We start from the raw sequence: 24936 nt of genomic DNA, 5'->3' as shown, positions 1-24936 counted from the left end.
GATGACGCAAGGTGTTTTCCACAGCACATGTGGAATGCCATGGGGCAAGCCTGTGGACAGATCGCGCAAGTGCACGCCAGTACGAGAGTTTCATCATCGTGCGCAGACTTTCGACAACACCTCACGCGGACAGCGCAAGGTGTTTTCCACAGCACATGTGGAATGCCATGGGGCAAGCCTGTGGACAGATCGCGCAAGTGCGCGTCAGTACGAGAGTTTCACCATCGTGCGCAGACTTTCGACAACACCTCACGCGGACAGCGCGAGGTGTTTTCCACAGCACATGTGGAATGCCATGGGGCAAGCCTGTGGACAGATCGCGCAAGTGCGCGCCAGTACGAGAGTTTCATCATCGTGCGCAGACTTTCGACAGCACCTCATGCGGACGACGCAAGGTGTTTTCCACAGCACATGTGGAATGCCGTGGGGCAAGCCTGTGGACAGATCGCGCAAGTGCATGCCAGTACGAGAGTTTCATCATCGTGCGCAGACTTTCGACAACACCTCGCGCGGACAGCGCGAGGTGTTGTCCACAGCGACTGGGGAAACCCTGGTGGCAAGCCTGTGGACAACCGGCGATGCGCCTTGCGTAGCGCGCACTTGCATGACATTGCGCAAGATTTGAGCAGCCCGCTCTCAACAGTTGCGCAGTTGTGCGCGCAAGGTCTGCTCGCGCTGCTCCAGGGGAGGCTGGTCACTCTTGAAGGCGCGGCGCAGTTTTTCCTCGTTGTCGTCGAAGGCGTCGCGCAGCGCGCGGCAGGTTTCGGCACGCGTCAGTTCGCGGCATTGATCCTGCACCCATACATAGTGGTTGGCGACGAGGCCGGGTGTTATGCGTCCGCGATTGAGCTCGGGCGCCGAGGCGCCCGCGGCGCCGGGGCCTCCGTACACCTGTGAGAGCGGCAGCTGCGTGGCGCCAAGGATGCCGTAGGGAACCTGGTAGGGCTGGGGTTCGCCGTTGTCGCTGGTGTAGGTCTTGCCATCGGTGGCGCGCACGCAGGCGTACATCACAGGCAGTGGGGCGGATGGCTGGGGAGCCGGAGCCGGTGGCGCGGCGGTTTCGAATACGGGGCTGTTCGAGGTGTCTGGCGGAGGTGTCGCGATGGGCTGGGTATCATCCAGGTGCAGCATCTGCTGACGCTGGGCTCCTCCGCAGGGTTTGTCCTGGAAGGACACCTTGCCGCTCGCATCCGTGCACTGGTAGGCCGTGCCTGCCACGGCGGGCGAGCCCAGCAGGGCGAGCGCGACAAGCAAAGACAGGCGGATCATGCGAACCCTCCTGATGGCTCCTGCTCTCAGAACTCGGCCACGTGCTCCTCGGCGGCAAAGCCGAGCGTCACCGCGCCCTCGCCCACGTTGACCATGCCGGTGATGCTCATCGGCGCTTCCAGCAGCTCTACGCCGCACTCCTCGCAGGCGGCGCGCAGGCGGTCGTAGCCGGGCAGTTGGGGCAGGTCGGCGAGGTCGCCGCCGTAGCTCACGCAGACCGCCGGCACCAGCAGGCCGGCGCGGACGCGCTGTGCCGTGTAGTTGAACAGCGTCTCCGCGCCGTGTTCGAAACCGCGCACCTTGCCGACCGGCCCGGTTTCACCGCGATAGCCGCGCAACAGAGGCTTGATGTCCAGCGCCGAACCGAGCATCGCGCTGACCAGGCCCACGCTGCGATCACCTTTTTTCTTGGCGCGGGCGCGCAGGTAGTACAGGTCGCGCGGCAGCATGTAGCCGTAGGAGTTGTTGGCGATATAGGAAAGGCGTTCGCGGATGGCGGCCGGCTGCTCGCCCGCAGCGATCAGGCGTGCGGCTTCGACGACGGCCGGTCCAGAGCCGGCGAACAGGGTGCGCGTGTCGATCACGCGCATCAGGAACGGGCCGCTCAGGTTGTGCTTTTCGCGTGCTTCGCGGTAGTGCTTGAGCACGGCGAAGCTGGCCTTGTTCACATGCTCGTTGATCGCGCTGCGTGTGGCGGTGATGGTGAGGCAGAACACGCAGTCGTGCTCCAGCACCAGCTTTCCGAGGAACAGCTGCTGCACGTCCTCGACGGAACAGGGGATGGTCTCCGCCGAATGGCTGCGGCTGCCGAGCTTGCGGTCCAGGAAGCGGTGCAGCTCGACCTGGTTGCGGTTGTCCATGAACACTTCATCATCGACCTGGATGGTGATGGGCATCACCGCGATGTTGTGTTCTTGCAGGAATGCCTGCGGCAGATCGCAGGCCGCATCGATGGCTAGACCCATCCGCATGTTTGTGACTCCCCAGTGACAAGCATGGGCAACATAACACGCACCCCCGCATGTGCGGACCCCGACTGTTGGGTCATGTTGCCCCGGGCTTTTCGCACCACGGGGCGAGGCCGGCGGGTCAGCGCAGCGCGAGGTAGGCGTCGGGGTCGAAAGTGTCCACCTGCACGACCGCGTTGCGCGCCTCGTCGGCCTCACTGAGCGCGTCGTACTCGTCCTGCGTGATGATGCCTGCGGCCAGGGCATGCCGGCTCAGTTCGTCACCCAGGGCGCGATCCAGTTGGCCGGCGCGGATGGCGTCGCGCAGTTTCGTTTCCACCGGCAGCGCACGCACGGCCTTGTCCAGCGCGGCCTCCAGCTGGCCCAACCCGGGCTCTTGCGGGCCGGGGACGTGGATGTCTTCGGTGAGATGGATGCGGGCTTCGCGATCTTCCAGGATGGCCCGCGCGGCGCGTTGCCCCAACCGGTCCGATGGCGGACGGAAGCGGGCACCCAGCGGAAACACCAGCCATCGTGCCAGGCCGGCGGCAAGGCCCGACGGCAGGTTGTCCAGTACGCCGCGCAACGCTTCCTGCGTGCGATACAGCGCCAATGCCACGCCCCAGCGGGCGAGGTCGAAGTTGGAGGCGAGCTTGGGTTCGTCGTGATAGCGCTTGAGCGTTGCCGCGGCGAGGTACTGCCAGGCCAGTGCGTCAGCGAGGCGGCCGGAGATCTTCTCGCGGCGCTTCAGCGAGCCGCCCAGCGTGGCCATGCAGGTGTCGGAAATGAAGGCGAAGGCGGAAGCAAAACGCGTCAGGTGTTGGTAATACCGCGCCAGCTCGCTGTCGGGCGCCCTGGCCAGACGCGAGCCGGTGAGTGCCAGCAGCAGCGCGCGCATGCCGCGGGTGAACACGAAGTTGATATAGCCGAAGGTGCAGGTGTCGAGGGCGTCCCGGTCTTTCAGTGCGATGGCGTCGATCAGTTTCTCCACCCACGGGTGGCAGCGGATGGCGCCCTGGCCATAGATGATCATCGAGCGCGTGAGGATGTTCGCGCCCTCCACCGTGATGCCGATGGGCACCGAGACCCACATATGCGACAGCGCGTTGCGCGGCCCGCGCTGGATGGCGGCGCCGGCACGGATATCCATGGCGTCGCTGACCACTTCGCGCATGGCGTCGGTAAGGTAGGCCTTGGCGATCGAACCGAGCACGGCCGGCTTCTCGCCCGCGTCGAGCGCGCCGCAGGTGAGCGTGCGCGTCGCGGTCATCAGGTAGGTCAGGCCGGCGATGCGCGCCAGCGGTTCCTCGATACCTTCGAAACGGCCGATGGGCGTATCGAACTGTTCGCGCACCGTGGCGTAGGCACCGCAGATGCGCGTGGCCATCTGCGCGGCACCCACGGCGAGCGCGGGCAACGAGATGGAGCGTCCCGCCGCAAGGCTTTCCATCAACATGCGCCAGCCATGCCCCGCTTCGGCCAGGCCGCCAATGATGGCGTCGAGGGGTACGAATACATCGTGTCCCTCGATGGGGCCGTTGGCGAACGGCACGCCCATGGGGTCGTGGTGCTTGCCGATGACGACGCCGGGGAGGTCGCGGGCAATCAGCGCGCAGGTGATGCCGCGGTCGATCGGGCCGCCGAGCAGGCCGTTGGGATCCTTCAGGCGGAAGGCCAGGCCGATCAAGGTGGCGACTGGGGCGAGCGTGATGTAGCGCTTGTTCCAGTTCAGGCGCAGGCCGATCACGTCCTCGCCCTGCCATCGGCCCCATTCGACGATGCCTTCCGATTGCGTGGCCGCGGCATCGGAACCGGCCTCCGGCCCGGTGAGCGCGAAGCAGGGGATCTCGCGACCGTCGGCCAGGCGGGGCAGGTAGTGGCGCTTCTGCTCCTCGGTGCCGTAATGCAGCAGCAGTTCGCCCGGGCCCAGCGAGTTGGGCACCATCACGGTAACGGCCGCGGCCACCGAGCGGGTGGCGATGCGCGTGACCACGCGCGAGTGGCCGATCTCGGACATGCCCAAGCCGCCGTAGGTTTCTGGCAGCACCATGCCGAAGAAACGCTCGCGCTTGATGAAGTCCCATACCTCCGGCGGCAGGTCGCGCTGCTGCTGTATCTGCCAGTCGTCGAGCATGGCGCACAACCGGGTAACCGGGCCGTCCATGAAGGCCTGTTCGCGTGCGCTCAGCGGTTTGCATTCAAAGCGGAGCAGCGACTCCCAGTCGGGGGTGCCGGAAAAGATCTGCGCATCCCACCACACCGTGCCTGCCTCGAGCGCGATGCGTTCGGTTTCGCCGAGCCGCGGCATGACCCGGGACAGCACCGGCAACAGGGATCGGGCGAACAGGGCCCGGCGCAGGGGGACGAAACCAGTTGCCAGTGCAACCAATGCGCTCGCAAATAGCAGTCCATATAAAAGGAGTGGCGAGTCGACGCCGCACGTCATCCAGGTGAGGAACAGCACGGCCAGCCCCAGTACCCACGCCAGCCAGCCGCGTCCCGCGAAGGCGAAACCGAGGAAGACGGTCAGGGCGACGATCCATCCGGTCAGCAGCATGGCGTACTCCTTGGGCGGAGAACCCATCGTGGGAGGGCGTGGTTCAAGAAAATGACAACGAACCGTCGAGCCCGGGCCCGTCACACGCTAAGATGCCCCGACTGATCTGGCATCGTGCCGGCGTGGCGTCGCCGGTAATGCGCAACGGAAGCCCTGTTGCGCCGACCTTATGGGGTCTCAATGAAGGACAAGCAGGAGATCGTCTCCAACTGGCTGCCGCGCTATACCGGCACGCCTGTGGAGCAGTTCGGCCAGCACATTCTGCTGACCAATTTCGGGCACTACGTGGAACTCTTTGCCGAATGGCATGGCGTGGAAGTGCAGGGGCGCGACCGCCCGATGCCCAACGCCACCGCCGATGGCATCACCCTCATCAATTTCGGCATGGGCAGCCCCAACGCGGCCACCGTGATGGATCTGCTCAGCGCCATCCACCCCAAGGCAGCCCTGTTCCTGGGCAAGTGCGGCGGCCTGAAGAAGAAAAACGCCATCGGCGACCTGGTCCTGCCCATCGCGGCCATCCGCGGCGAGGGCACGTCCAACGACTATCTGCCGCCGGAGGTGCCCGCGCTGCCGGCCTTCCAGTTGCAGCGCGGTGTGTCCACCATGATCCGCGACCTGGGCTACGACTACTGGACCGGTACGGTTTACACCACCAACCGCCGCGTCTGGGAGCACGACGAAACGTTCAAGGAATACCTGCGGCGCACCCGCTGCATGGCGATCGACATGGAGACCGCGACCATCTTCGCGGCAGGCTTTGCTAACAAAATTCCGTGTGGAGCGCTGTTGCTGGTGTCCGATCAGCCGATGATTCCGGAGGGCGTTAAGACGGAATTAAGCGACCGCACCGTGACCGCGCAATTTGTTGAACGCCACATACGCATTGGTATCGAAGCCCTCAAATTGGTGCGGCGCAAGGGGCGCAGCGTCAAGCACCTGCGTTTCGAGGACGACGGAAGCTCTGATTGATTTCCACGGAAATCAGCGGCCTGGTGTGGCATGAAAAGCCGCATCAGGCCGTTTTCACTATGGTTTCACCGCATTGCAACGATCGTCGATGCACCGCAGCGGACGCGGGCGCATCAGAGGGGCTCTTATTCCGACCAGGCAAATTCGCAAATTAATGCGATAACTGTCGCGACAAGGCAAATTCTTGCCGTATAGATTTTATTGACTATCTGTAAGTAAAGCGTGATAAATGCCCAGCGCTGTGGGCCGCCCACCGAGGGGGTCTGCACCTACGAAGTTTGGGTCACTAGGGCGCGGGTTTGAGGCGGGGAAATCTTTCAAACCCAGTCAATATAAATAACGGGAGGGTGTTCTCATGAAGTTCGGGGAAAATAAACTGTGCACGTCGGTGCGCCTGGCACTGTCGCTGGGTATGCTCGCAGCGAGCGCCTACGGCACTGCAGCTTTCGCGCAGGACGCGCAGTCCAATACCACGCCGCCGCCGGATCAGGCTAAGAGCAAAACGCTCGAGACCGTGACCGTGACCGGTTCGCTGATTCGCCGCGTGGACGTCGAGACGGCCAGCCCGGTCGTGACCATTGACCGCGCCGCCATCCAGGCGACCGGCAAGCAGACCCTCGGCGACCTCGTCCAGCAGCTGCCGGCGATGACCGGTGGCAACGTCAACCCGCAGACCAACAACGGTGGCGGTAGCGGTAACTCCTCCATCAACCTGCGCGGTCTGGGTTCCCGCCGTACGTTGATCCTGATCGACGGCCAGCGCCTGCTCAGCAAGGATCCGAACGCGATCCCGGCTGATGCCATCGAGCGCATCGAAGTGCTGCCGACCGGTGCGTCGGCCACCTACGGTTCGGACGCCATCGGCGGCGTCGTGAACTTCATCCTGCGCAAGAACTACCAGGGTGCGACCTTCACCGCCAACGTCGGCACGTCCGACCGCAACGACGGTGACCAGAGCGGCTATACGTTCACCTTCGGCCAGACGTCCGACAAGGGCAGCATCATGGCCGGCATCAACTACAACAAGCAGGACGGCGTTCTGTCGTCGCATCGCGACTTCTCGAAGAACGCGCTGAGCTTGTCCGGCACCTCGGTCTCGGTGGGCGGTTCGTCCAGCACGCCGTACGGCCACATCCAGCTGCCGTCCGCCATGCGCAGCCTGTTCCCCGGCGGTTGCGGCCCCTCGGGCTATGTGACCCTCAACCCGGGTGGCAACAGCCAGGTCGTCTCGCCGGCGAACTACCACTGCTACGGCAACGCCGACAAGTACAACTACGCGTCGGTCAACCTGATCATGACCCCGCAGGAACGCACCGGCGGCTTCGTCAACGGTGACTACCACCTGGGCGATCACGTCACGGCCTACATGGAAGCGGTGTACGAGAAGACCTCGTCCAACTTCCAGCTCGCTCCGGCGGTCTACGGCACCGGTACCGGCGTCGTGGTGGCCAGCGACAACGCGTTCAACCCGTTTGGCGCCACCTTCCAGACCCCGCAGGTCCCGACCGATCGCAAGTTCGGTTCGCGCCTGGTGACCGCTGGCTTCCGTGACACCTTCTCGGGCCGTTACAGCACCCAGATCAACACCGGCTTCAAGGGTGACTTCACGGTCTTCGACAAGAACTGGAACTGGGACGTCGGCTTCAACTACGGCCACGAGAGCCAGACCATCACGACCACCGGTCTGGCCGACCAGAACAAGCTGTACACCGGTTCGTCCACGCTCAACGCCAACGGCACGGCAACATGCCCGGCTGGCGTCGATCCGGTGGCCTGCCAGTTCAACCCGTTCGACATCCACTCCGCTGGCAGCGTCGCGGCCCTGAAGGCTGCTTCCACCGCCGCGCCGTCGAACCTCTACACCATCCAGAGGACCTGGCACGCGGGCCTGAGTGGCGAGCTGTTCAGCCTGCCGGCCGGTGCCGTGCAGCTGGCCGTTGGCTTCGAAGACCGCAAGGACTACGAGCACTCCGTCCCGTCGCCGCAGCTGGTGATCGACCCGACCACGGGTAGCTGCCAGCTGGGCAGCGAGTGCATCAGCGCGGTGCAGGGCGGTTACACCACCAAGGATCTGTACGCGGAAGCGTTCATCCCCGTCCTCGCCGGCCTGCCGGGCGTGCAGTCGCTGAACCTGACCATCGGTGACCGCTACTCGCGCATCGAAGGCTTCGGCAGCACGAACAACTTCAAGTTCGCGCTGGAATACAAGCCGTTCGACGACCTGCTGATCCGTGGCACCATGGAAGACGTCTTCCGTGCCCCGTCGCTGACCGAGCTGTACTCGTCCGGTTCCGACGCTCCGCTGATCCACACCGACCCGTGTACCGGTTACAAGGGTGCGCCGGCCGGTTCGCCGCTGGCTCTGGCCTGCGTGAACGTGCCGACCGATGGTTCGTTCCAGAACATCAACATCGTGGACCGTACCCAGGCCGGTACGATCATCCAGGGTGCTCGCGTGGCGAACGTGCCGATCAAGCCGGAACACGGCAAGTCGTATGACTTCGGCGCGGTCTACAGCCCGTCCTACCTGCCGGGCTTCTCGACCACGATCGACTTCTGGCGCGTGAACCTCAACGACACCATCACCACGGTGGGTCTGCAGAGCCTGCTGAACGTCTGCGCCGCCGGTGCCACGCAGTACTGCTCGTTCATCCAGCGTGACGCCACCGGCCAGATCTCGCCGACCACGATCGAGCCGTTCGCGAACCTGGGCTCGCTCAACACCGCCGGTATCGACTGGTCCGCCAACTACAAGCTGCCGAAGTTCAGCGTCGGCGGGATGGACATTGGCCAGTTCAACGTCGGTGTCAACGCAACCTACCTGAAGTACTACAACCAGGATACGGCGCCGGGCGTGTACGCCGCAGACGTCTATCATGACGCTGGTCACTTCCTGCCGTACGGTTCGGGCGCTTCGGCGGCCTGCCCGGATAACTCCGGTATCTGCTTGTTCCCGCGCTGGCGCGCCCAGGGCTTCGTGAACTGGCAGGCCGGTGGCTGGAGTGCCGAGTGGCGCATGCGCTACATCGGTCGCTTCCAGAACGGTGGTCCGGCCGGTTCGTCGATGGACAGCTACCCGGATGGCAATTCGGGCACGGTCCTGAAGTACGGCTCGACCGTCTACAACGATCTGTCGATCGGCTACAACCTGGCCATGATCAACACTCGTCTGGACTTCGGCGTGAACAACATCTTCGACAAGCAGCCGCCGCTGCTGTATGCGAACAACACACTCAATGCCAACACCGACCCGAGCGACTTCGACCTGATGGGCCGCTACTACTGGGCTCGCGTGACGGTCAAGTTCTAAGTCGAAGGTATAAGGCGTTAACCTTGGGGCCGCGTGATCATCACGCGGCCCTTTTTTCTGACGGTATGTCCCCAGTGCAAACCCAACAGATCGTCGCCGCCATCCAGGCGGGCGACCTCGGCCGTGCGGAACAACTGAGCCGCACCGCGCTCGATGCATCGCCCAGCGATGAAAACCTTCTGCTTCTGCTGGCGATCAGCCTGCATATGCAGGGACGCCCGCAGGACGCCGCACCGGTCTATGCGGAGCTGACCCGCGTGCAACCCCTCAGCAGTGAATACTGGAACAACTACGCAACGGCGCTGGTGGGTTCCGGTGATCTGAAGGCTGCCGCGGACGCCTATGCCAAAGCGCTCGACCTTGATCCCGCAAACGCCACCGCCAGGAGCCAGCTTGGCGCGACGCTGATTCAGATGCACGAGTATCTGGCGGCACGCGACCTGTTGCTCGACGCGGTGGAGAAGCAACCCGAATCCCTGCGCGCGCGCGTGGAAGCGGCGCGCGCCTGCTGTCGTTGCCAGGATTACGAGGGAGCCACGGACCTGTTGCGTCACTGGCGCCTGAGCGTGCCGGTCAACGACGATGCGCTGCAACTGGAACTGGCCGAAGTACTGACCCAGAACAACGAGATACCGGGCGCCACCGAACTCCTTGAAGACTTGTTGGCACGCCACCCGGATCATCATGAGGCGCGCGTGCAGCTGGCGCATCTCTACGAACGGCGCAATCGCCTGGATGCTGCTCATGCGGTTCTCGCACCGGTGATGCAGGCCGGCTCCGGCAGCTCCGAACTCCAGCGCATCCGAGGGCTCCACGTCGAAGCCACGCTTGCCATGCGCGGTAAGGATGCAGCGGCGGCGCGCGACCTGCTGGTGCAGGCGGGGCCGGAGTCCGACACCGATTACAACCACTATTTCCAGCTCGCCTCGGCCTACGACAAGCTGGGCGACACCAGCGAAGCGATGGATGCCCTGCGCGTGGCGCACGAGCGGGAAGCGGACGAGCGCCGTTACGACTCGCCGGAGTTCTACGCGCCCGGCGCGCCCGCCATGCCGATGGATGCGCCGCGCGTCTCGGCGGAGCAGTTCGCGCGCTGGCCGAAGTACATCGCGCCGGAGATGCGTGATTCACCGGTCTTCGTGGTGGGTTTCCCGCGTTCGGGAACGACCCTGCTCGAGCAGATGCTGGATGCGCATCCCGCGCTGCAGTCCATGGACGAAAACCCATTCTTCAATCGCCTGGCGGGTATCCTGGGCCAGCACGACCGACGCATCCTGGATGACCTCAGCGTCCTGCGGCAGTTCGATTGCGACGAGCTGCGCAAGCGCTACAACACGATGGTGGGCGAGCGCATCGAGCGGAACTGGGATCTGCGGCTGGTCGACAAGAATCCGTTGAACATGCTCTGGCTGCCGATGATGGTCAGGCTGTTTCCCGAGTCGAAGTTCATCCTGGCCGTGCGCCATCCCTGCGATGTGATCCTCAGCTGCTACATGCAGAACTTCCGTGCCAGCACCCTCGCGGCGGCGTGCAGCACGCTGGAGCGTCTGGCGCGTGCCTACGCGGAAACCATGCAGCGTTGGCTGGACGATGTGCAGGTTTTCAAGCCGTCCGTGATGGTGTCGCGCTATGAAGACCTGGTCGATGATTTTCCCGCGCAGGTGTCGCGCATTGCCGCGTTCCTCGAACTCGACGATGTCGCGCCCATGCTGCAGTTCGACCGGCATGCGCGCGGCAAGGCGTATATCGCCACACCCAGTTACTCGCAGGTGATCGAGCCGGTGAACCGCCGTGGCGTGGGGCGCTGGCAGCGGTATCGCGAGTACTTCGAACCGGTGCTGCCGGTGCTCGAACCGATGTTGCGGCACTGGGGCTACGCAGGCTCCTGAACCGCAGTGGCTTAGGAGCGGGGCAGGGCAAGCAGCTCGGGAAGATAAGGGGCGTAGTTCTGCCAGCGTCCCGCCGAGCTCGTATATACCGCCTGCCGCGCCTGCCAGGCGCTGGCGGTGGCAATGCTTTCCTGCGCTGCCTGTCGGGCGGGCGCTGGCGGCGCTGTGATACCCAGCCATTGCGCCATGGCATCCAGCGTTTCCTCGGGGGCGCCGACGAACTGCTCGTAGGAGATGCTCAGGAACGATGCCGGGTAGCGCTTGCGCCAGTGTGCCGCGAGGCGCCGGCAGTCGCCGATGACGGCGGCGATGTCACCCATGTCGTAGGCGTAATCGTGGGCCGGGTCGTGGAACGATTGCGACCATAGCGACAAGGCCGTGTCGCGCGCATCGCGCTCGCAGTGGATGAACCGTGCGTTCGGCCACAGGGCCATGGCCAGGTCCACGCGAAGCAGGTTCAGCGGTTGCTTGTCGATGTACCAGCGCGCGCTGCCATCGTCCTGCCGCAGCTGGCGCTCGTACTGGGCCGCGGCTTCCTCCCGTTGCCGGCGCGATGGCGAGGCCGACGAGAGCCGCTGCTCCCAGAACTCCAGCCAGCCCAGCTCGCCACGGTTTTTCACGTCCGGATAGCGGGCCAGATGTTGCGCCAGCAGCGTGGTGCCCGAGCGGGGGGCGCCGACGATGAAGACGGGCGTCCAGTCCTGTGGATGCGGCAGCGTCACTGCATGCGCGGGTGCGGCGAGGCGTGCCTCGATGCTCCGCTTCCACCGCTTGCGCGACCAGTTGGCGGCAGCGTGGGCCATGGCATTGGCGTGCCGCAGGTAATCCGCCGCCGTCGCGAAGTCGCCCAGGTCGTCGTGCGCCTTGCCCAGCGCGAACAGGATGCCGCGCCGTGTGTCGTCGCGAAGGCCCTGGCGCTCCAGCGTGGCATGGAAGAAAGCGAAATCGGGATGCCCTGCACTGGCGTAGCGCTGCAGCCCGGCCAGTCCCAGGGGGATGTTCCAGTCCACGGCATCCGGTGTCTGCGCCAGCGCGCGCATGTAATGCGCGCGCGTCTGCTCGAAGCGCCCCAGCTGGATGCCCAGCATGCCGGCATAAGCGTGCAGGCGCGGATCATCCGCGCCACCGTCGATGGCCCTCTCGCAGATGGCGAGCGCATCACCCTGGCGACCATAGTCGTCAAGCATCTCCACCGCGCGGATCACCGTGTCGACATCATGCATGGCATGTTCGAACACCGTGCGCAGCGTGCTGCCGACGGCCGCGAGACGCCCCTGCTCGCGCAGCAGCGAAGCGAGCAGGAAGGCTGTGCCGTCATCCCCGGGGTGTGTCTGCAGCCTGGCACTCAGCAGGGCTTCTGCGCGCTTGACCTGTCCCGTCTGCCAGAGCAGCCCCGCAAGTCCGAGAAGGATGTCGGCCGAATCGGGAAACCGCACCGCTGCTGCCTCGAACACGGCGAGCGCGCCGGCAACATCGCCGTGCAAGGCGAGGGTGCGTCCCTGCACCAGCCATTCGGCCTGCGGCGAGGAGGTTAGCGCAGTCAGAAGGGCAGGCACATTCCCCGGGGGCGTTGTGCCAAGTGTCATTCGCTGAAGGCCGGTAAGCCCAGCGCCGCGCGCAGCGGGTTGAGCAGCGCACCGTAGCGATGCGAGCGAGCCGTGTCTTTGCGCATGGGCTGGCGTACCTGGGTGGCGCTGGGCGAGCGCACCACGCGCCGGTTCTCGTGGAAGTTCAGGCAGGCTTCTTCGAACGGCAAGCCGCAGAACGCCAGCAACTCGCGGATCTGCGTTTCCGGGTCGGTCACCATGGCTTCGTAACTGTGCTCGCGGACGTGGCCCGGATGCAGCGCCGCACCGCGCGACACGCTGCGGTCGAAGTCGCGCCAGAAGCTGGCCAGGTCGTCAAAGCTGCGGCTGTATCCGTTGGCCGCATCCAGCGGTTGGCGATAGCAGGAGAAGCAGGTCTCCAGTGGATCGCGCCGCACGGCAATGACACGCGCGCCGGGGAGCATGGCGCGGATGGCGCCGATGTAGATCCAGTTGTTGGGCAGCTTGTCGGTAAACACCGGACGTTCGCGGCGCCAGTGCGCGGTGCGGTCGAGATAACGCTGGCCCAGCCGCTGCCAGTCTTCTGGCGTGGCCTCGCGCGCCCACTGTGGAATGGGCTTGCCGCCCAGTCGCTGCGTTTCCTCCGCAAGCACGCGCGGCAGGTCCGGCAATTCGCCCGCGCCCTCCACGGAAGAGTGCGAGGCGAGAATCTGTTCGACCAGCGTGGAGCCCGAACGCGGCAGGCTGGTGATGAAGATGACCTCGCTGCCCAGCGCGGCCTTGCTGCCGGCAGGTGGTGGATCGAATGCATCGGCGACCGACGCAACGCCGGTGGAGAAGAGCGGCGCATCCCAGGCCTGGTAGCGGCGTGCGGTGGCGTTGGCGCGCGCCAGTGCATCGAGCGAACGGGCGTATTGACCCTCGTCGTCGAAAGCCCGGGCGAGGGCGAAGCCGATCGCTATGCGGTCGTTCTCGGTGGCATCGGGACGTTCCAGCGCGGCCTGCATCTGCGCCACGTCTTGGGCATCGAAACGCTGCGTGCGCAGGTCGGCCAAGCCCCACCAGGCCAGGCCGAAGCTGGGGCGCAGCGCAATGATGCGGCGATATTCCGCCGCCGCTTCATCCACATGGCCGCGCGTACGCAGCAGGTTTGCCAGCAGCGCGCGTGCGGCGACGTGGCCGGGCTCCCGTTTCAGCGCCTGCTGCAGCGCCTCGGTGGCCTCTTCGTTGCGCACCGACTTGGTAAGCATGACGCCGAGGTTGTACCAGGCCATGGCCAGCCCGGGTTCGAGTTCGCAAGTGCGGCTCAGGGCGCCGATGGCTCCTTCATAGTCGCCCGCTGCGCCGAGCAGGGAGCCCAGCGTATTGTGGTAAAGCGCGTCCTGCGGACGCTGCGCCAGAGCCCGCCGCATCAGTTGCACGGCGTCGTTGTGCCGACCGCGCAGGCTGTGGATGCCGGCCTTCATGCGCAACACTTCGGGATGATCGGGGTAGGCCGCGAGCACGCGCTCCAGCTGGCGGTCGGCTTCGTCGGCGCGCCCGGCATCGAGTGCCTGGGCGGCGGTCATCACTTGTTGGGTGGCCGATGGCCCTAACCCTTGCAGTCGCGAATTCATCAATGGCCCGATCCAGGAAGTGACTTCCGCGGCGTCGCTTCCCGCTGGTGAAAAAAGCGCGTGCGGCCCGTCAAAACGCGTCTATTATGCCCACATGCGCCGTGGTGGGGACCCCGGCGTTCCATGAAAAGCATGATGTAGCAAGCGGTGGGAGCAACGATGAATACCGGGGTGGGAGTGGCAGCGTCGGCGCTGCGGGAAATGGCGCTCAACGGACTGAAGCAGGGCGATGCGGCGCTGGCGGAGCAATACTTCGCGCGCCTGCTCGAGCAGGTGCCCGATGATGCCGAGGCTCTGCAGTTCGTGGCCGCCCGCCATGTGTCCAGGGGCGATGCGAACCGGGCACTGGCCATGCTGCAGGCGGCGGTGAAGGCGCGCCCGGATCATCCCGACCTGTGGCACCAGCTGGGCGTGGTGCAGTCGATGACGGGTGACCTGCAGGGGGCGGCCGAAAGCCTGCGATGCTGCCTGGACCTTGCGCCGCACATGTTCGTCGCGCGCCTGCGCCTGGGCATGGCGCTGGAGCAACTGGGGGATACCCATCACGCCCTGCTGGCGTACTTCGGCGCGGTCAATTCGGCGCAGGCCGAGGGGCGCTGGATGAGTGACGCCACCACCGCGCCGGGACTGCGGCAGCCGGTGCAGCACGCCATGCGTTTCATCGACGCCGGTCGCCGGCGCACCTTCGATGCCGTGCTGGAACCGCTGCGCGAGCGCTACGGCCGGGCATCCCTGGCGCGCGTGGAGGAATGCCTGGCCATCTATCTGGGCGAGCGCCCGGCCAGCCTGCCCGATCCGCGACAAAAGCCCAAGTTCCTGTATTTCCCGGGCGTGCCGAGCCAGGCGTACTACGGCAGGGAGCGCTTCCCCTGGCAGGCGGCACTCGAGGACGCCACCGACATCATTCGCGAGGAACTGCGTGACGTGCTCGCGGAGAACCAGCCGCTGGAGCCGTTCCTGGGCAATCAGACCGTCGAGGAACTCAGCGGCCACCTCAGCGCTTCCGGGGTGCAGCCGGCGGCATGGGACGCGTATTTCTTCTACCGCCACGGCGATCGCTTCGACGATCACCACCGGCGTTGCCCACGCACCTCGGCCGTGCTGGAGCGCATCCCGCTGGTGCGCATCCGCGACCATGCGCCGGAAACCCTGTTCTCGGTGCTGCGTCCGGGTACCCACATCCTGCCGCATCGCGGCGTCACCAATACGCGCCTGGTCACGCACCTGCCGTTGATCGTGCCGCCTGACTGCGCGATCAATGTCGGCGGCGAGTTGCACGAGTGGCAGGAAGGCCGCTGTGTCACCTTCGACGACACCTTCGAGCACGAGGCCTGGAACCGCAGCGACAGGACGCGCGTGGTGGTGATCCTGGATAGCTGGAACCCCGACCTCACCGAGGTGGAGCGCCTGGCGGTGACCGATCTGGTCGAGACCATCGGCGATTTCAACCGCGCCAGCGAAGTTTCGGTGCCCGGGAGCTGAGCCGGGCGTGGCTCAGCCGACGCCGGCCACCTGCATGCCGTAGGCCTTGCGCGAGCGGGATGCGGGCAGCGTGCGAATGGCGTGGCATTGCGCGCGCAGCTCATCGTAGGAGGCGAGACGGCCGAGCAGCCAGCGCTGCAGCTTGGGTCCGAACAGGCTGTCGACCTTGCGGTCGGTCTCGCGCACCTGGCCCTCGATGGCGGAGACCTTCCAGGGTTCGTCCTTCAGGTTCGCGATGGACTGGTGGCTGGCGCTCTCCAGCGGCGCTTCCGGCGGTAGTTCGAGGAAGGCGCACAGGCGCGCCCACTCGGTGTCCGGCTGGCGCACCAAGTCTTCCAGAAAGATGAAGTGATGATGGGGCCGGCCGACATGCTGGGCATGGATGTCCATGGCACGGTTCCAGCGGCGTGCCCAGTGCACGGTGCCGCCGCCGAAGGCATCGTCGTTTTCGAAGCGCAGGTAGACGTCGGCCAGCGACGCGAGCACATCCATGCCCCGGCGCACGACGTGGACAAAGCGGGCATCCGGCGCCAGCGCTTCGATTTCAGGAATGTAGAGCAGGTGATTGGGGGTTTTTTCCAGCCACATCACCCGTCCCGCGGCGATGGCGGAATGATCCAGCAACTGCAGGAACCGCCGGGACAGCGTGTGCCAGTGATACACGGCGGGAAGCGATGGCCGCGACCCGGCCAGCTGAAGCTGCAGGGCGGCAAAGGTCTGGCGCATGTCGCGGCGGGTCAAGCCCAGCGCCTGGCGCCAGCGGCGCCGGCGCGGCTGCACGCCGGCATCGCCCCAGCGCCAGGCCAGGTCCCCGTGCAATTGCTCGAAAAAGGCGGTTTCCGGCAGCGTATAGATCGCAGGGTGTCGCGCCAGCAAAGCCTGGACGATGGTGGTCCCGGAGCGTGGGCAACCCACGACAAAGGTTCGCTGCATGGTGCTGTCTCCCTGTGCAATGGCCGCGGCGGCATGGCCAGTGGGGGTGTATAACGCGTGAATTTGCGCTTCGTTGACCAAAAATACAGCTTCGCGTAAGGAAATGGCGAATGGGGTGTCACGTTTTGCCTCGCGGGCCCCGTGAATTCGCCCGGAAACCTGTCATCCTCTGCTGCCCAGCCTGGACAAGCCCATGCGCGCACTCACTTTTGACCGCTTTGGCACCGCCGACGTGCTGCGCTGGACCGAACGCCCCGATCCGATACCCCGGCCGGACCAGGTCCTGGTGCGAATGAAGAGCGTTGGGCTCAACTTCGCCGACGTTTACCGCCGTAACGGCAATTACCACCTCAGTGGCGAGGCTCCCTGGGTGCTCGGGTACGAAGGGGCGGGCGTGGTGGAGGTGGGTGACTCGCGCTTCCCTGCCGGCACCCGGGTCGGCTTCGCCGACATGGCCCATGCCAATGCGGAGCTGGTGGCGGTGGATCGCGACCGCCTGATCCCGCTGCCCGACGACATCGAATTCGACACGGCCGCGGCGGTGCTGCTGCAGGGACTGACGGCGCAGTACCTGGTCACCGACAGTTTCGTGGTGCGCCCGGGCGATGTCGCCGTGGTGCATGCCGCAGCGGGCGGCGTTGGCCTGCTGCTGGTGCAGATGCTCAAGTCACTAGGCGCGGTGGTGCTGGGCATCGCCTCCAGTGAGGTCAAGCGGGACGCCGTGATCGGCGCGGGCGCCGACGCCGCGGTGGGCTACGACGAGTGGGTGGACGCGGCACGCGTACTGACCGGCGGCCATGGCGCGAACGTCGTCTACGACTCGGTCGGACGCACCTTGGCGGACAGCCTGGCGGCAGCGCGCATCGGTGGCACCGTGGTGTTCTATGGCATGGCGGCCGGTGACCCGGCACCGGTCGATCCACGTCTGTTGATGGATCGCTCGCTGACCTTGACCGGTGGCGACCTGTGGAACGTGCTGACCGGCCCGGCGGTGCGCCGCGAACGCGCGGCGGCGCTGTTCGAGCAGATCCGCCAGGGCGTGCTCACGCCGCGCATCGCCGCGCGCTTCCCGCTGCGTGACGGTGCCCAGGCGCACGCCTACCTGGAAAGCCGCGYCTGCCATCGGCAAGGTGCTGCTGACGCTGTAATTGGCTTTGCAGCCTGTTCCCGGTCTCCTTCAAGCCCCCAAAAATTTCCTCACCGTCATTCCCGCGAACCCCGAAAAGGGGGCGAGAGCGGGAATCCAGCGTCTTTATTCAGTTGTGCTCAAAGCTTAAAGGCACTGGATTCCCGCTCTCGCCCCCTTTTCGGGGTTCGCGGGAATGACGGTCGGAGGGGCAGGGCAAGATTTTGAATAGGCTCAGGGATCGTGGGCCGGCGCTTAGGGGCGGTCAGCGTCCTCGCCCTCTTCCACCGGCAGCACGCGGTGGAACACGCCGTAGTCGATGTGGCTGACGCCTTGCTCGTCGTCGCTCACCAGGTCGATGTACCGATGGTTCCASCGCCACTCGCGCCAGCTCCACTGGTGGCGCGCGAGCATGGATTGCGAGGTGGTTTCGTCGATGCCCTCGATGCTCAGCATCAGCGTGGCCTCGAGGGTCTGCAGTGAATCCTCGTCCATGCCGTACAGCGGGCTGTTTTCGTCGATGACGTGCATCAGGCTCCAGCTCAGCATGAACACCGGGTGGCGGTCGCGGAGCAGGCAGACGTCGTGGATGCGGCGTAGGCGAAAACCTTCCGGCGAGGTCTCGCGCACCAGCAGGTGCAGTTTCGCGGAGGCTTCCACGATCGCGTTCTGGCGCGCGTTCGCCACGCGGATCATCAGCGTGGGCTTGCCGTGCACAAGGCGGATCACGGGATGGTCGGCGAACATGATCTTGGCGCGCGGACGCGAGAAGCGGGCGAACACCAGGCCCGTGACCAGCGCGATGCTCAGCATGCCGATGAAGATCTCCGCCGTGGCGACGAGATGCCCGTACACCGTCTGCGGATGCATGTCGCCGTAGCCGACTGTCGCCAGCGTTTCGACGCTGAAGAAGAATGCACCGGCGAAGTTGGCGGGAAACTGGTTGGCGATGGCGTGGTCGCCCAGCTGGTACAGCACGCCGAACAAGCCGTTGACCGCCAGGAATACCGCTGCGGCCAGCCCGAAGAAGGTGGGCCAGCGGATGGTGAGCGCGAAGTGGTAGATGTCGTCCCAGACGCGTTGCGTCAGTCCTTCACTGACGAACGGCCTTCCGCCGATCTGGATGATGCGGGGACGATTGAGCCACTGGCGAAACCACGCGGACATGAGCGCTACCGGTCGGGGAAGGGCGCGTCGATTCTATCGCGGTGAGCTTGCTTCAAGCGCTGCTTCTGGCCTGCAGATCGCGCCATGTCAGGTACAGGCGCAGGTCGAATTCCTGCTGGTGGTAGTCCGGCTGCATGTACTCGCACAGCTGGTAGAACGCCTTGTTGTGCTCGGCTTCCTTCAGGTGCGCGAGTTCGTGCACCACGATCATCTGCAGGAACTCCGGCGGCGTGTCGCGGAACAGGGACGCGATGCGGATTTCCTTGCGCGCCTTCAGGCGGCCGCCATGCACATGCGAAATGGCCGTGTGCAGGCCCAGCGCCTTGCTGATCACGTCGAGCTTGCTGTCGTACCACACACGGTCGATGCCGGGCGCGTTGCGCAGGTGCTCCTGGCGCAACGCGTTGGTATAGGCATAGAGCGCCTTGTCGCTCTGGATCTCGTGGCGGCCGGGATGGCGCTTCTGCAGATAGTCGCCCAGCTCGTCGCGGTCGATCAGCTGGCGCACCTTGTCGAGCAGGGCCGGTGGATAGCCGCCCAGGTACTTCAGCGCGGTCATGCGGCGGGCGGTTCTTCGTCGTCGAAGCCGGTGTAGTTTTCCGGGAACACTGGGGTGCCGTCTTCTTCCAGCGACTCGATGGCAGCCAGTGCCTTGCCGGCGGCGGCCTCGGCCAGCGCCTGGTCGCGGAAGCTGCGGTTTTCGCAGACCGCGAAGTACACCGGGAAGCCATGGCGCCCGCGCGGCGTGACCACGATGCAGGCGCTGTAGCGCGATCCCTCGGCTACTGCCGTGGCACGGACCGCGTAGTGGTCAAAAAGGCGTTCGGTCATGTCGGCAGTCCGCGATGGGGATGCCCATTTTAGAGCCTGTTTACGATCTCCGCTTGGCCGACCGGCTGTGCCACCATGCGCGCCATGTCTGTCCCCGTTCCCCGGCTTGTCCTCGATACCAATGTCGCGCTCGACTTGTTCGTGTTCCGCGACCCCGCCTGCGCGCGCCTGATGGATGCGCTGCAGCGAGGCGTGGCCACGGCCGTGGTGGACGAGCCGTGCCGTGCGGAATGGCTGGCGGTGCTGACGTACCCGGCCTTTGGGCTTACGGCACCGGCACGCGCCGAGGCGGCCACGGCGTTCGATCGCTGGGTGACGCTGCTTTCAGGCCAGGCCTTGGCGTTGCATCCCGGGGTGAAGCTTCCGCGTTGCGCCGATCCGGACGACCAGAAGTTCCTGGAGCTGGCGCTTGCCGCCGGGGCGCAGACCCTGCTCAGCAAGGACAAGGCGTTGCTCCAGCTGGCCCGCCGGACGGCTCGCGAGGGCTGGTTCCGCATCCTGTGTCCTTCGGCATGGGAACCACCCCCGCCGTAAGCGTACGATTCACAACCGATTGATCGCGTCTTAGCGATGCTCGAACAGCTCACAATCCAAGGTGGAGTCCGGCGATGAAGATCATGCAGAACGTAGCGGGTGCGGCAGTGTTGGTGGCCTTGGTGGCGCTGACCGGCTGCGGCGTGACCAACGACCACGACAAGGTCACCAAGGACGTGGTGTCCAACCGCCAGTTCCTCTACCAGACGCCGGGCGATGGCAACGCCACGCTGCAGGTGGTGCGCGCCAACGGCTACTTCGGCGGCGGCTGCTCCAGCCAGGTGGTCATCGACGACAAGTTCGCCGCGCAGCTGGAAACCGGCGAGCAGGCGACGTTCTACGTGCCGAGCGGCGCACACACCGTGTCGCTGCGCAATTCCGGCGCATGCCACAAGGTGAGCAGCGATGCACACGTGGACACCAACCTGGCCGCGGGCGAAAGCGCGGTGGTGCAGGTCAACAAGTGGGGCTCGTCGCTGTCGCTGGCCAAGCGCTGAGCGGCAGGCAAGCACCGGCAAGTGAGGATGTCATGCTCGAATCCACCCTCATCCATTGCCCCTATTGCGGCGAAGCCATCGAGATACTCATCGATGGCTCTGCCGGCGACCAGCAGTACATCGAAGATTGCCAGGTCTGCTGCCGTCCCATCGATATCCGCGTAAGCATCGACGAAGACGGCGAGCCCAGCGTCAGCGTGGCGTCCGAAAACGACGGTTGATCAGTCGAGCGCGGACGATTCGATCACGTCCACGCCCATGTTCTCGAAGCGCAGGCGCGTGGGAATGTCGGTGTCCGGCGAGACCGGGCGCGTGAGGTCCCACAGCACATGCGTGCGATAGCCCAGCTCCACCGCGTCCTGCGCGGTCCACAGCACGCAGACATCGCGCGCCAACCCGCACACATACACCTCGTCCACGCCCTGGTCGCGCAGCCACTCGTCCAGCGGCGTGGCAGGACGCTTGCCGTGGGGCCCGTGGTTTTCGCGAAAGCCGCTGTAGGAGTCCACGCGGGGGTCGTCACCCTTGCGGATCACGGTATCCAGGTGGGTCCAGTCGATGGATGGGTGTAGCTCCGCGCCGGGCGTGTCCTGTACGCAATGCGGCGGCCACAGCGTCTGCGCGTGGCCGTATAGCGGAATGCGGTCGAAGGGTTCGCGGCCCGGATGGGAGGAGGCGAACGAGACATGGTCGGCCGGGTGCCAGTCCTGCGTGGCGACGACGTGCTTGAAGAGGTCGCGCCTCAGCAGTTGGTCGATGCCGGGCACGATGGCGTCACCCTCATGGCAGGCCAGCGCGCCGCCGGGCATGAAATCCGGTTGCACGTCGACGAGGATGAGGGCAGCACGGCTGCTGACGGGGTGGTTCATGGTCAAAAGCGGGTCTCGCAAAAGGTTGCGCCTGGCAGTCTAGTTGGCCGGACGGAATCGTGGTGTGACGCGCTCGACGGGCCCCCGGCTGCCGATGCGCGGCGTTCAGGGTCTGCCATCCGGTGTAGACCAAGGTTGGTGCCCGATGGGGCCGCCGTCGCGGGCATAATGAGCCTGGGCAACCGACGGGAAACAGGGGCATGTTCTTCGATCAATCCTGGATGGGCTACGGCTTCGAGGGTGCGCTGGAGGCCGGCGCGATCGCGCTCGTCCTCGGCCTGGTCGTCTTCACCCTGTTGCACTTGTACGGACGTTCCCAGGGCTGGAGTCCGGCGCTGGAGATCGGTTGGGCGACGGTGATCGGCATGGTGCTGGCGGGCGGAAGCGACCTGTGGAATCTGTTCTACTTCAACTACGGGCGCGTGCAGTCGCTGCAACTGCTGCGCGTGCGCCTTGCCGAAGTACACGACCCGGACAACCTCGGCGGACGTGTAGTGGCCGAGTTCATTGGGGTGTGCGTTGGCGTTTACGTCGGCTGGTGGCTGGCAGGGCGCCGTCGCCAACGCCCGTCTCAGCGCCCGTCCCAGCAATAGCGGGTACCGGCGTTGCCATGACGCCGGTGCCATGCTGCAGCAAGTCTTTTCCCTCCCCTCGTTGTACCGATGAATACTCACGTTGAACCGCGCGAGCGCGACACGCCGCTGACTCTGCGCATCGTCCAGATCGTCCTCTTCACCTTCCTCGCCTATCTGGTGATCGGCATGCAATTGGCGGTGCTGCCGCCGTTCGTGCACGACGATCTTGGCTTTGGCGCCGTGCTCGCCGGGCTGGTGATCAGCACGCAGTACGTGGCCACCTTGCTCAGCCGTGGGTTCGCCGGACGGACGTCCGATACCGCCGGCCCCAAGCGTGCCGCGCTCATCGGCCTGGTGGCATGCGCTGGCAGTGGCCTGCTGATGATCGCTGCCGCGATGGTGCGCGGCTGGCCGCTGGCGTCGGTGGGCGTGATGCTGGTGGCGCGGCTGGCGCTGGGTATGGGCGAGAGTTGCGTGGCGACGGGTTGCATCATGTGGGGCATCGGGCGCGTCGGCGCCGAGCACACCGCCAAGGTGATTTCGTGGAACGGCATCGCCACCTATGGCGCGCTCGCGGTCGGTGCGCCCTTGGGTGTCCTCCTCACGGGGGCGCTCGGTTTCGCGAGCATCGGCGTGGCCAGCCTGGTGTTGATGGTGCTGGGCCTGTGGCTGGCGTGGCGTCGTCCCGCCGCGCGCGTGGAGGCGGGGGAGCGCATGCCGATGCACCACGTGTTCGGTCGCGTGGCGCCTTATGGCATGGGACTCGCGCTGGGTTCGGTGGGTTTTGGTGTCATCGCCACGTTCATTACGCTGTACTACGCCAGCGAGGGCTGGGCAGGCGCCGCGCCAACGCTCAGTGTGTTCGGCGTGTGCTTCGTCGGCGTGCGTCTGGTGCTGGGCTGGACCATCGCGCATTTCGGCGGCTACCGCACGGCGTTGGTCTCCCTGCTGATCGAAGGCGTGGGGCTGGTCGTGCTGGCCACCGCCGGTCATGCCGGCGTGGCGATGCTAGGCGCCGCGCTGTGCGGCATCGGTTTCTCGCTGGTGTTTCCCGCGCTGGGCGTGGTGGCGGTGGAGCGCGTGAGCACGAGCAATCGCGGGGCGGCGCTGGCGGCGTATTCGGTATTTATCGACGTGGCGCTTGGCGTCACCGGCCCGCTGGGCGGATGGATCGCTTCCGGTGGACGCTATGGGCCGATGTTCGTGGTGGCGGCGTCGATGGCGCTGGCGGCGGCTGTGTTGACGACTTGTCTGTATCTGGTCTACGGCAACAAGACCACCGGTTAATAGGCCTGACTGTGGGAGCGCACCTTGTGCGCGACCGCGACATCCACCGTGCTTCGGTGGGCGGTTGTCGCGCACAGGGTGCGCTCCCACAGGTAAGCGACAGGCATCACAGCACCGGATCGAACAGCCGCGCGACATGCATCGCCAGTCGCCGCAGGTACGGCGCTTTCTCGTATTCCGCCTCGGTCACTTCGTGCGCATGCGCGAAATCGTTGTCGAGCATCGCCTCCACCTGGGCGGCGAAGGCGCGATCCACGTTCAGCGCACTGATCTCGAAATTCAGGCGGAACGAGCGATTGTCGAGATTCATGCTGCCGACCGACGCGGTGTCGTCGTCCACCAGCAGCACCTTCTCGTGGATGAAGCCCGGCTGGTAGCGGAATACGCGGATACCGGCGCGCACGGCGTCGTGCGCGTACAGGCTGGAGGCGAGGAAGACGGTGTGATGGTCCGGTCGTGAGGGAATGAGCACGCGCACGTCGACGCCGCGGAACACGGCAAGCCGCAGCGCCGCCATCACCGCCAGGTCCGGCACGAAGTAGGGCGTGGTGATCCACAGCCGATGCCGTGCCGCGTGGATCAGCGCGACGAAAAACAGCGAGCAGGTTTCCTGACGATCCGCCGGTCCCGTGGCGGCGATCAGCGTATGCGCCGTGCCTCGGGCGGGGGCTGGCTTGAGTAAGGGCGGCAGGACGCCCGTGACCCAATGCCAGTCCTCCGCAAAGCTGCGTTGCAGGTCGGCTACCGCGGGGCCTTCGATCTCGAGGTGCGTATCCCGCCAAGGCGCCAGCGGCGGCTTGAGTCCCAGATATTCGTCGCCCACGTTGAGGCCGCCGACGAAACCGCGCTTGCCGTCCACCACGACGATTTTGCGGTGGTTGCGGAAGTTGAGCTGGAAGCGGTTGCTGCGGCGTTGCGTGGCGAACGGATGGATGTTCACGCCCGCCTGGCGCAGGGTATCCACATAGGCGTGGGGCAGGGCGTGGCTGCCGATGCCGTCGTACAGCACGCAGACGTCCACGCCAGTGCGTACGCGATCGATCAGCGCCTGCTGCATGCGCCGGCCGAGCATGTCGTCGTGGAAGATGAAGAACTGCACCAGCACGCACTGCCGAGCTTCACCGATGGCGGCCAGCATGGCATCGAAGGTGGCGTCACCGTCCACCAGCAGGCGCAGGCGCTGCCCTTCGTGGAAGCGTGCCCCCAGCATGCGTGCGATTTCGCCGTAGCGCTCGCTGACCACCGGCGGGCTGGCATCGGCGAGATGTTCGGCATAGAGCGCCTGGATCTGGCCGCGGCGCGCACGATGCAGGTCGATGTAGCCGTGGAAGCGGCTGCGCCCGAGGTAGAGATAAGGCACCAACGTGACGTAGGGCAGGAACACCAGCCCGAGTGCCCACGCAAACGCCCCCTGGGGCGTGCGCGTATTCATCACCGCGTGCATGGCAGCCAGCACGCCGGCGACGTGCAGGACGATCACCACAACGCCGATGGCCGTGGTCAGCATGCGATGCGGCCGATGGCCGGG

The 24936-nt window shown here is 65.6% G+C and carries 21 protein-coding genes; 10 read left to right on the top strand and 11 right to left on the bottom strand.

Annotation, left to right across the window (positions count from 1 at the left end):
• Positions 1 to 636 precede the first annotated feature (636 nt).
• The 3 genes from HY57_RS20195 to HY57_RS20185 all read right to left on the bottom strand — a co-directional run bounded on the left by HY57_RS20195 (position 637) and on the right by HY57_RS20185 (position 4773).
• The gene (locus HY57_RS20195; RefSeq protein WP_019465250.1) at positions 637 to 1269 is read right to left on the bottom strand and encodes a DUF4124 domain-containing protein; all 633 of its coding nucleotides are present in this window, start codon (positions 1267 to 1269) and stop codon (positions 637 to 639) included.
• A 26-nt stretch (positions 1270 to 1295) separates the two neighbouring features.
• Positions 1296 to 2240 (bottom strand): DegV family protein, encoded by a 945-nt coding sequence (locus HY57_RS20190; RefSeq protein ID WP_026033921.1) that lies wholly within the window; start codon positions 2238 to 2240, stop codon positions 1296 to 1298.
• Positions 2241 to 2358: 118 nt separating this feature from the next.
• Complete coding sequence (locus HY57_RS20185) at positions 2359 to 4773, bottom strand: acyl-CoA dehydrogenase (RefSeq protein WP_019465248.1); 2415 nt, start codon at positions 4771 to 4773, stop codon at positions 2359 to 2361.
• A gap of 180 nt (positions 4774 to 4953) precedes the next feature.
• Between HY57_RS20185 and HY57_RS20180 the strand changes: the two genes are divergently transcribed.
• The 3 genes from HY57_RS20180 to HY57_RS20170 all read left to right on the top strand — a co-directional run bounded on the left by HY57_RS20180 (position 4954) and on the right by HY57_RS20170 (position 10944).
• Positions 4954 to 5745: an AMP nucleosidase gene (locus HY57_RS20180; RefSeq protein WP_019465247.1), complete on the top strand. Its 792-nt coding sequence runs from the start codon at positions 4954 to 4956 to the stop codon at positions 5743 to 5745.
• Between the two features lie 355 nt (positions 5746 to 6100).
• Positions 6101 to 9055 carry a TonB-dependent receptor plug domain-containing protein gene (locus tag HY57_RS20175; RefSeq protein ID WP_019465246.1) on the top strand — a complete coding sequence of 985 codons (2955 nt, stop codon included), beginning with the start codon at positions 6101 to 6103 and terminating at the stop codon, positions 9053 to 9055.
• 74 nt (positions 9056 to 9129) lie between these two features.
• The gene (locus HY57_RS20170; protein WP_019465245.1) at positions 9130 to 10944 is read left to right on the top strand and encodes a tetratricopeptide repeat-containing sulfotransferase family protein; all 1815 of its coding nucleotides are present in this window, start codon (positions 9130 to 9132) and stop codon (positions 10942 to 10944) included.
• 11 nt (positions 10945 to 10955) lie between these two features.
• Here the strand turns inward: HY57_RS20170 and HY57_RS20165 are convergent, their stop codons facing one another.
• Together HY57_RS20165 and HY57_RS20160 are read right to left on the bottom strand one after the other, a co-directional pair.
• Complete coding sequence (locus HY57_RS20165; protein WP_050997907.1) at positions 10956 to 12500, bottom strand: tetratricopeptide repeat-containing sulfotransferase family protein; 1545 nt, start codon at positions 12498 to 12500, stop codon at positions 10956 to 10958.
• A 26-nt stretch (positions 12501 to 12526) separates the two neighbouring features.
• Positions 12527 to 14107 (bottom strand): tetratricopeptide repeat-containing sulfotransferase family protein, encoded by a 1581-nt coding sequence (locus HY57_RS20160; RefSeq protein ID WP_026033919.1) that lies wholly within the window; start codon positions 14105 to 14107, stop codon positions 12527 to 12529.
• A 159-nt stretch (positions 14108 to 14266) separates the two neighbouring features.
• Between HY57_RS20160 and HY57_RS20155 the strand changes: the two genes are divergently transcribed.
• Entirely contained in the window at positions 14267 to 15589 is a 1323-nt protein-coding gene (locus HY57_RS20155; RefSeq protein ID WP_026033918.1) for an aspartyl/asparaginyl beta-hydroxylase domain-containing protein, read from the top strand.
• Between the two features lie 12 nt (positions 15590 to 15601).
• Here HY57_RS20155 and HY57_RS20150 read toward each other — a convergent pair whose 3' ends face one another.
• Positions 15602 to 16603, bottom strand: a complete 1002-nt coding sequence (locus tag HY57_RS20150; RefSeq protein ID WP_144240861.1) for a sulfotransferase family protein — start codon at positions 16601 to 16603, stop codon at positions 15602 to 15604.
• Between the two features lie 112 nt (positions 16604 to 16715).
• Here HY57_RS20150 and HY57_RS20145 point away from each other — a divergent pair, with 112 nt between their 5' ends.
• On the top strand, positions 16716 to 17876 hold the full coding sequence (locus HY57_RS20145; protein WP_200873891.1) for a quinone oxidoreductase family protein: 1161 nt from the start codon (positions 16716 to 16718) through the stop codon (positions 17874 to 17876).
• A gap of 27 nt (positions 17877 to 17903) precedes the next feature.
• Here HY57_RS20145 and HY57_RS20140 read toward each other — a convergent pair whose 3' ends face one another.
• Genes HY57_RS20140 through HY57_RS20130 form a run of 3 tightly spaced genes read right to left on the bottom strand, consistent with a single transcriptional unit; the run spans position 17904 to position 19646 of the window.
• Positions 17904 to 18815: an ion channel gene (locus HY57_RS20140; RefSeq protein ID WP_019465239.1), complete on the bottom strand. Its 912-nt coding sequence runs from the start codon at positions 18813 to 18815 to the stop codon at positions 17904 to 17906.
• Between the two features lie 52 nt (positions 18816 to 18867).
• Positions 18868 to 19374: a M48 metallopeptidase family protein gene (locus tag HY57_RS20135; RefSeq protein WP_019465238.1), complete on the bottom strand. Its 507-nt coding sequence runs from the start codon at positions 19372 to 19374 to the stop codon at positions 18868 to 18870.
• Entirely contained in the window at positions 19371 to 19646 is a 276-nt protein-coding gene (locus HY57_RS20130; protein ID WP_019465237.1) for a hypothetical protein, read from the bottom strand. The genes HY57_RS20135 and HY57_RS20130 overlap by 4 nt, the downstream gene beginning before the upstream one ends.
• Positions 19647 to 19721: 75 nt before the next feature.
• On the opposite strand from HY57_RS20130, the gene HY57_RS20125 reads away from it, so the two are divergent.
• From HY57_RS20125 to HY57_RS20115, 3 genes are all read left to right on the top strand, one after another.
• Entirely contained in the window at positions 19722 to 20180 is a 459-nt protein-coding gene (locus HY57_RS20125; RefSeq protein WP_019465236.1) for a PIN domain-containing protein, read from the top strand.
• Positions 20181 to 20254: 74 nt separating this feature from the next.
• Positions 20255 to 20677 carry a hypothetical protein gene (locus HY57_RS20120; RefSeq protein ID WP_019465235.1) on the top strand — a complete coding sequence of 141 codons (423 nt, stop codon included), beginning with the start codon at positions 20255 to 20257 and terminating at the stop codon, positions 20675 to 20677.
• Positions 20678 to 20709: 32 nt separating this feature from the next.
• Complete coding sequence (locus HY57_RS20115) at positions 20710 to 20898, top strand: CPXCG motif-containing cysteine-rich protein (protein ID WP_019465234.1); 189 nt, start codon at positions 20710 to 20712, stop codon at positions 20896 to 20898.
• Here the strand turns inward: HY57_RS20115 and pncA are convergent, their stop codons facing one another.
• Positions 20899 to 21546 carry a bifunctional nicotinamidase/pyrazinamidase gene (gene pncA, locus HY57_RS20110; RefSeq protein WP_019465233.1) on the bottom strand — a complete coding sequence of 216 codons (648 nt, stop codon included), beginning with the start codon at positions 21544 to 21546 and terminating at the stop codon, positions 20899 to 20901.
• A gap of 200 nt (positions 21547 to 21746) precedes the next feature.
• Here pncA and HY57_RS20105 point away from each other — a divergent pair, with 200 nt between their 5' ends.
• Complete coding sequence (locus HY57_RS20105) at positions 21747 to 22139, top strand: hypothetical protein (RefSeq protein WP_019465232.1); 393 nt, start codon at positions 21747 to 21749, stop codon at positions 22137 to 22139.
• A 69-nt stretch (positions 22140 to 22208) separates the two neighbouring features.
• The gene (locus HY57_RS20100) at positions 22209 to 23408 is read left to right on the top strand and encodes an MFS transporter (protein ID WP_019465231.1); all 1200 of its coding nucleotides are present in this window, start codon (positions 22209 to 22211) and stop codon (positions 23406 to 23408) included.
• A 106-nt stretch (positions 23409 to 23514) separates the two neighbouring features.
• Here HY57_RS20100 and cls read toward each other — a convergent pair whose 3' ends face one another.
• Entirely contained in the window at positions 23515 to 24915 is a 1401-nt protein-coding gene (cls, locus tag HY57_RS20095; protein WP_019465230.1) for a cardiolipin synthase, read from the bottom strand.
• Between the last annotated feature and the right edge of the window lie 21 nt (positions 24916 to 24936).

This window comes from Dyella japonica A8 (assembly GCF_000725385.1).
Classification (GTDB): domain Bacteria; phylum Pseudomonadota; class Gammaproteobacteria; order Xanthomonadales; family Rhodanobacteraceae; genus Dyella; species Dyella japonica_C.
This window is presented reverse-complemented; position numbering and strand designations above follow the sequence as displayed.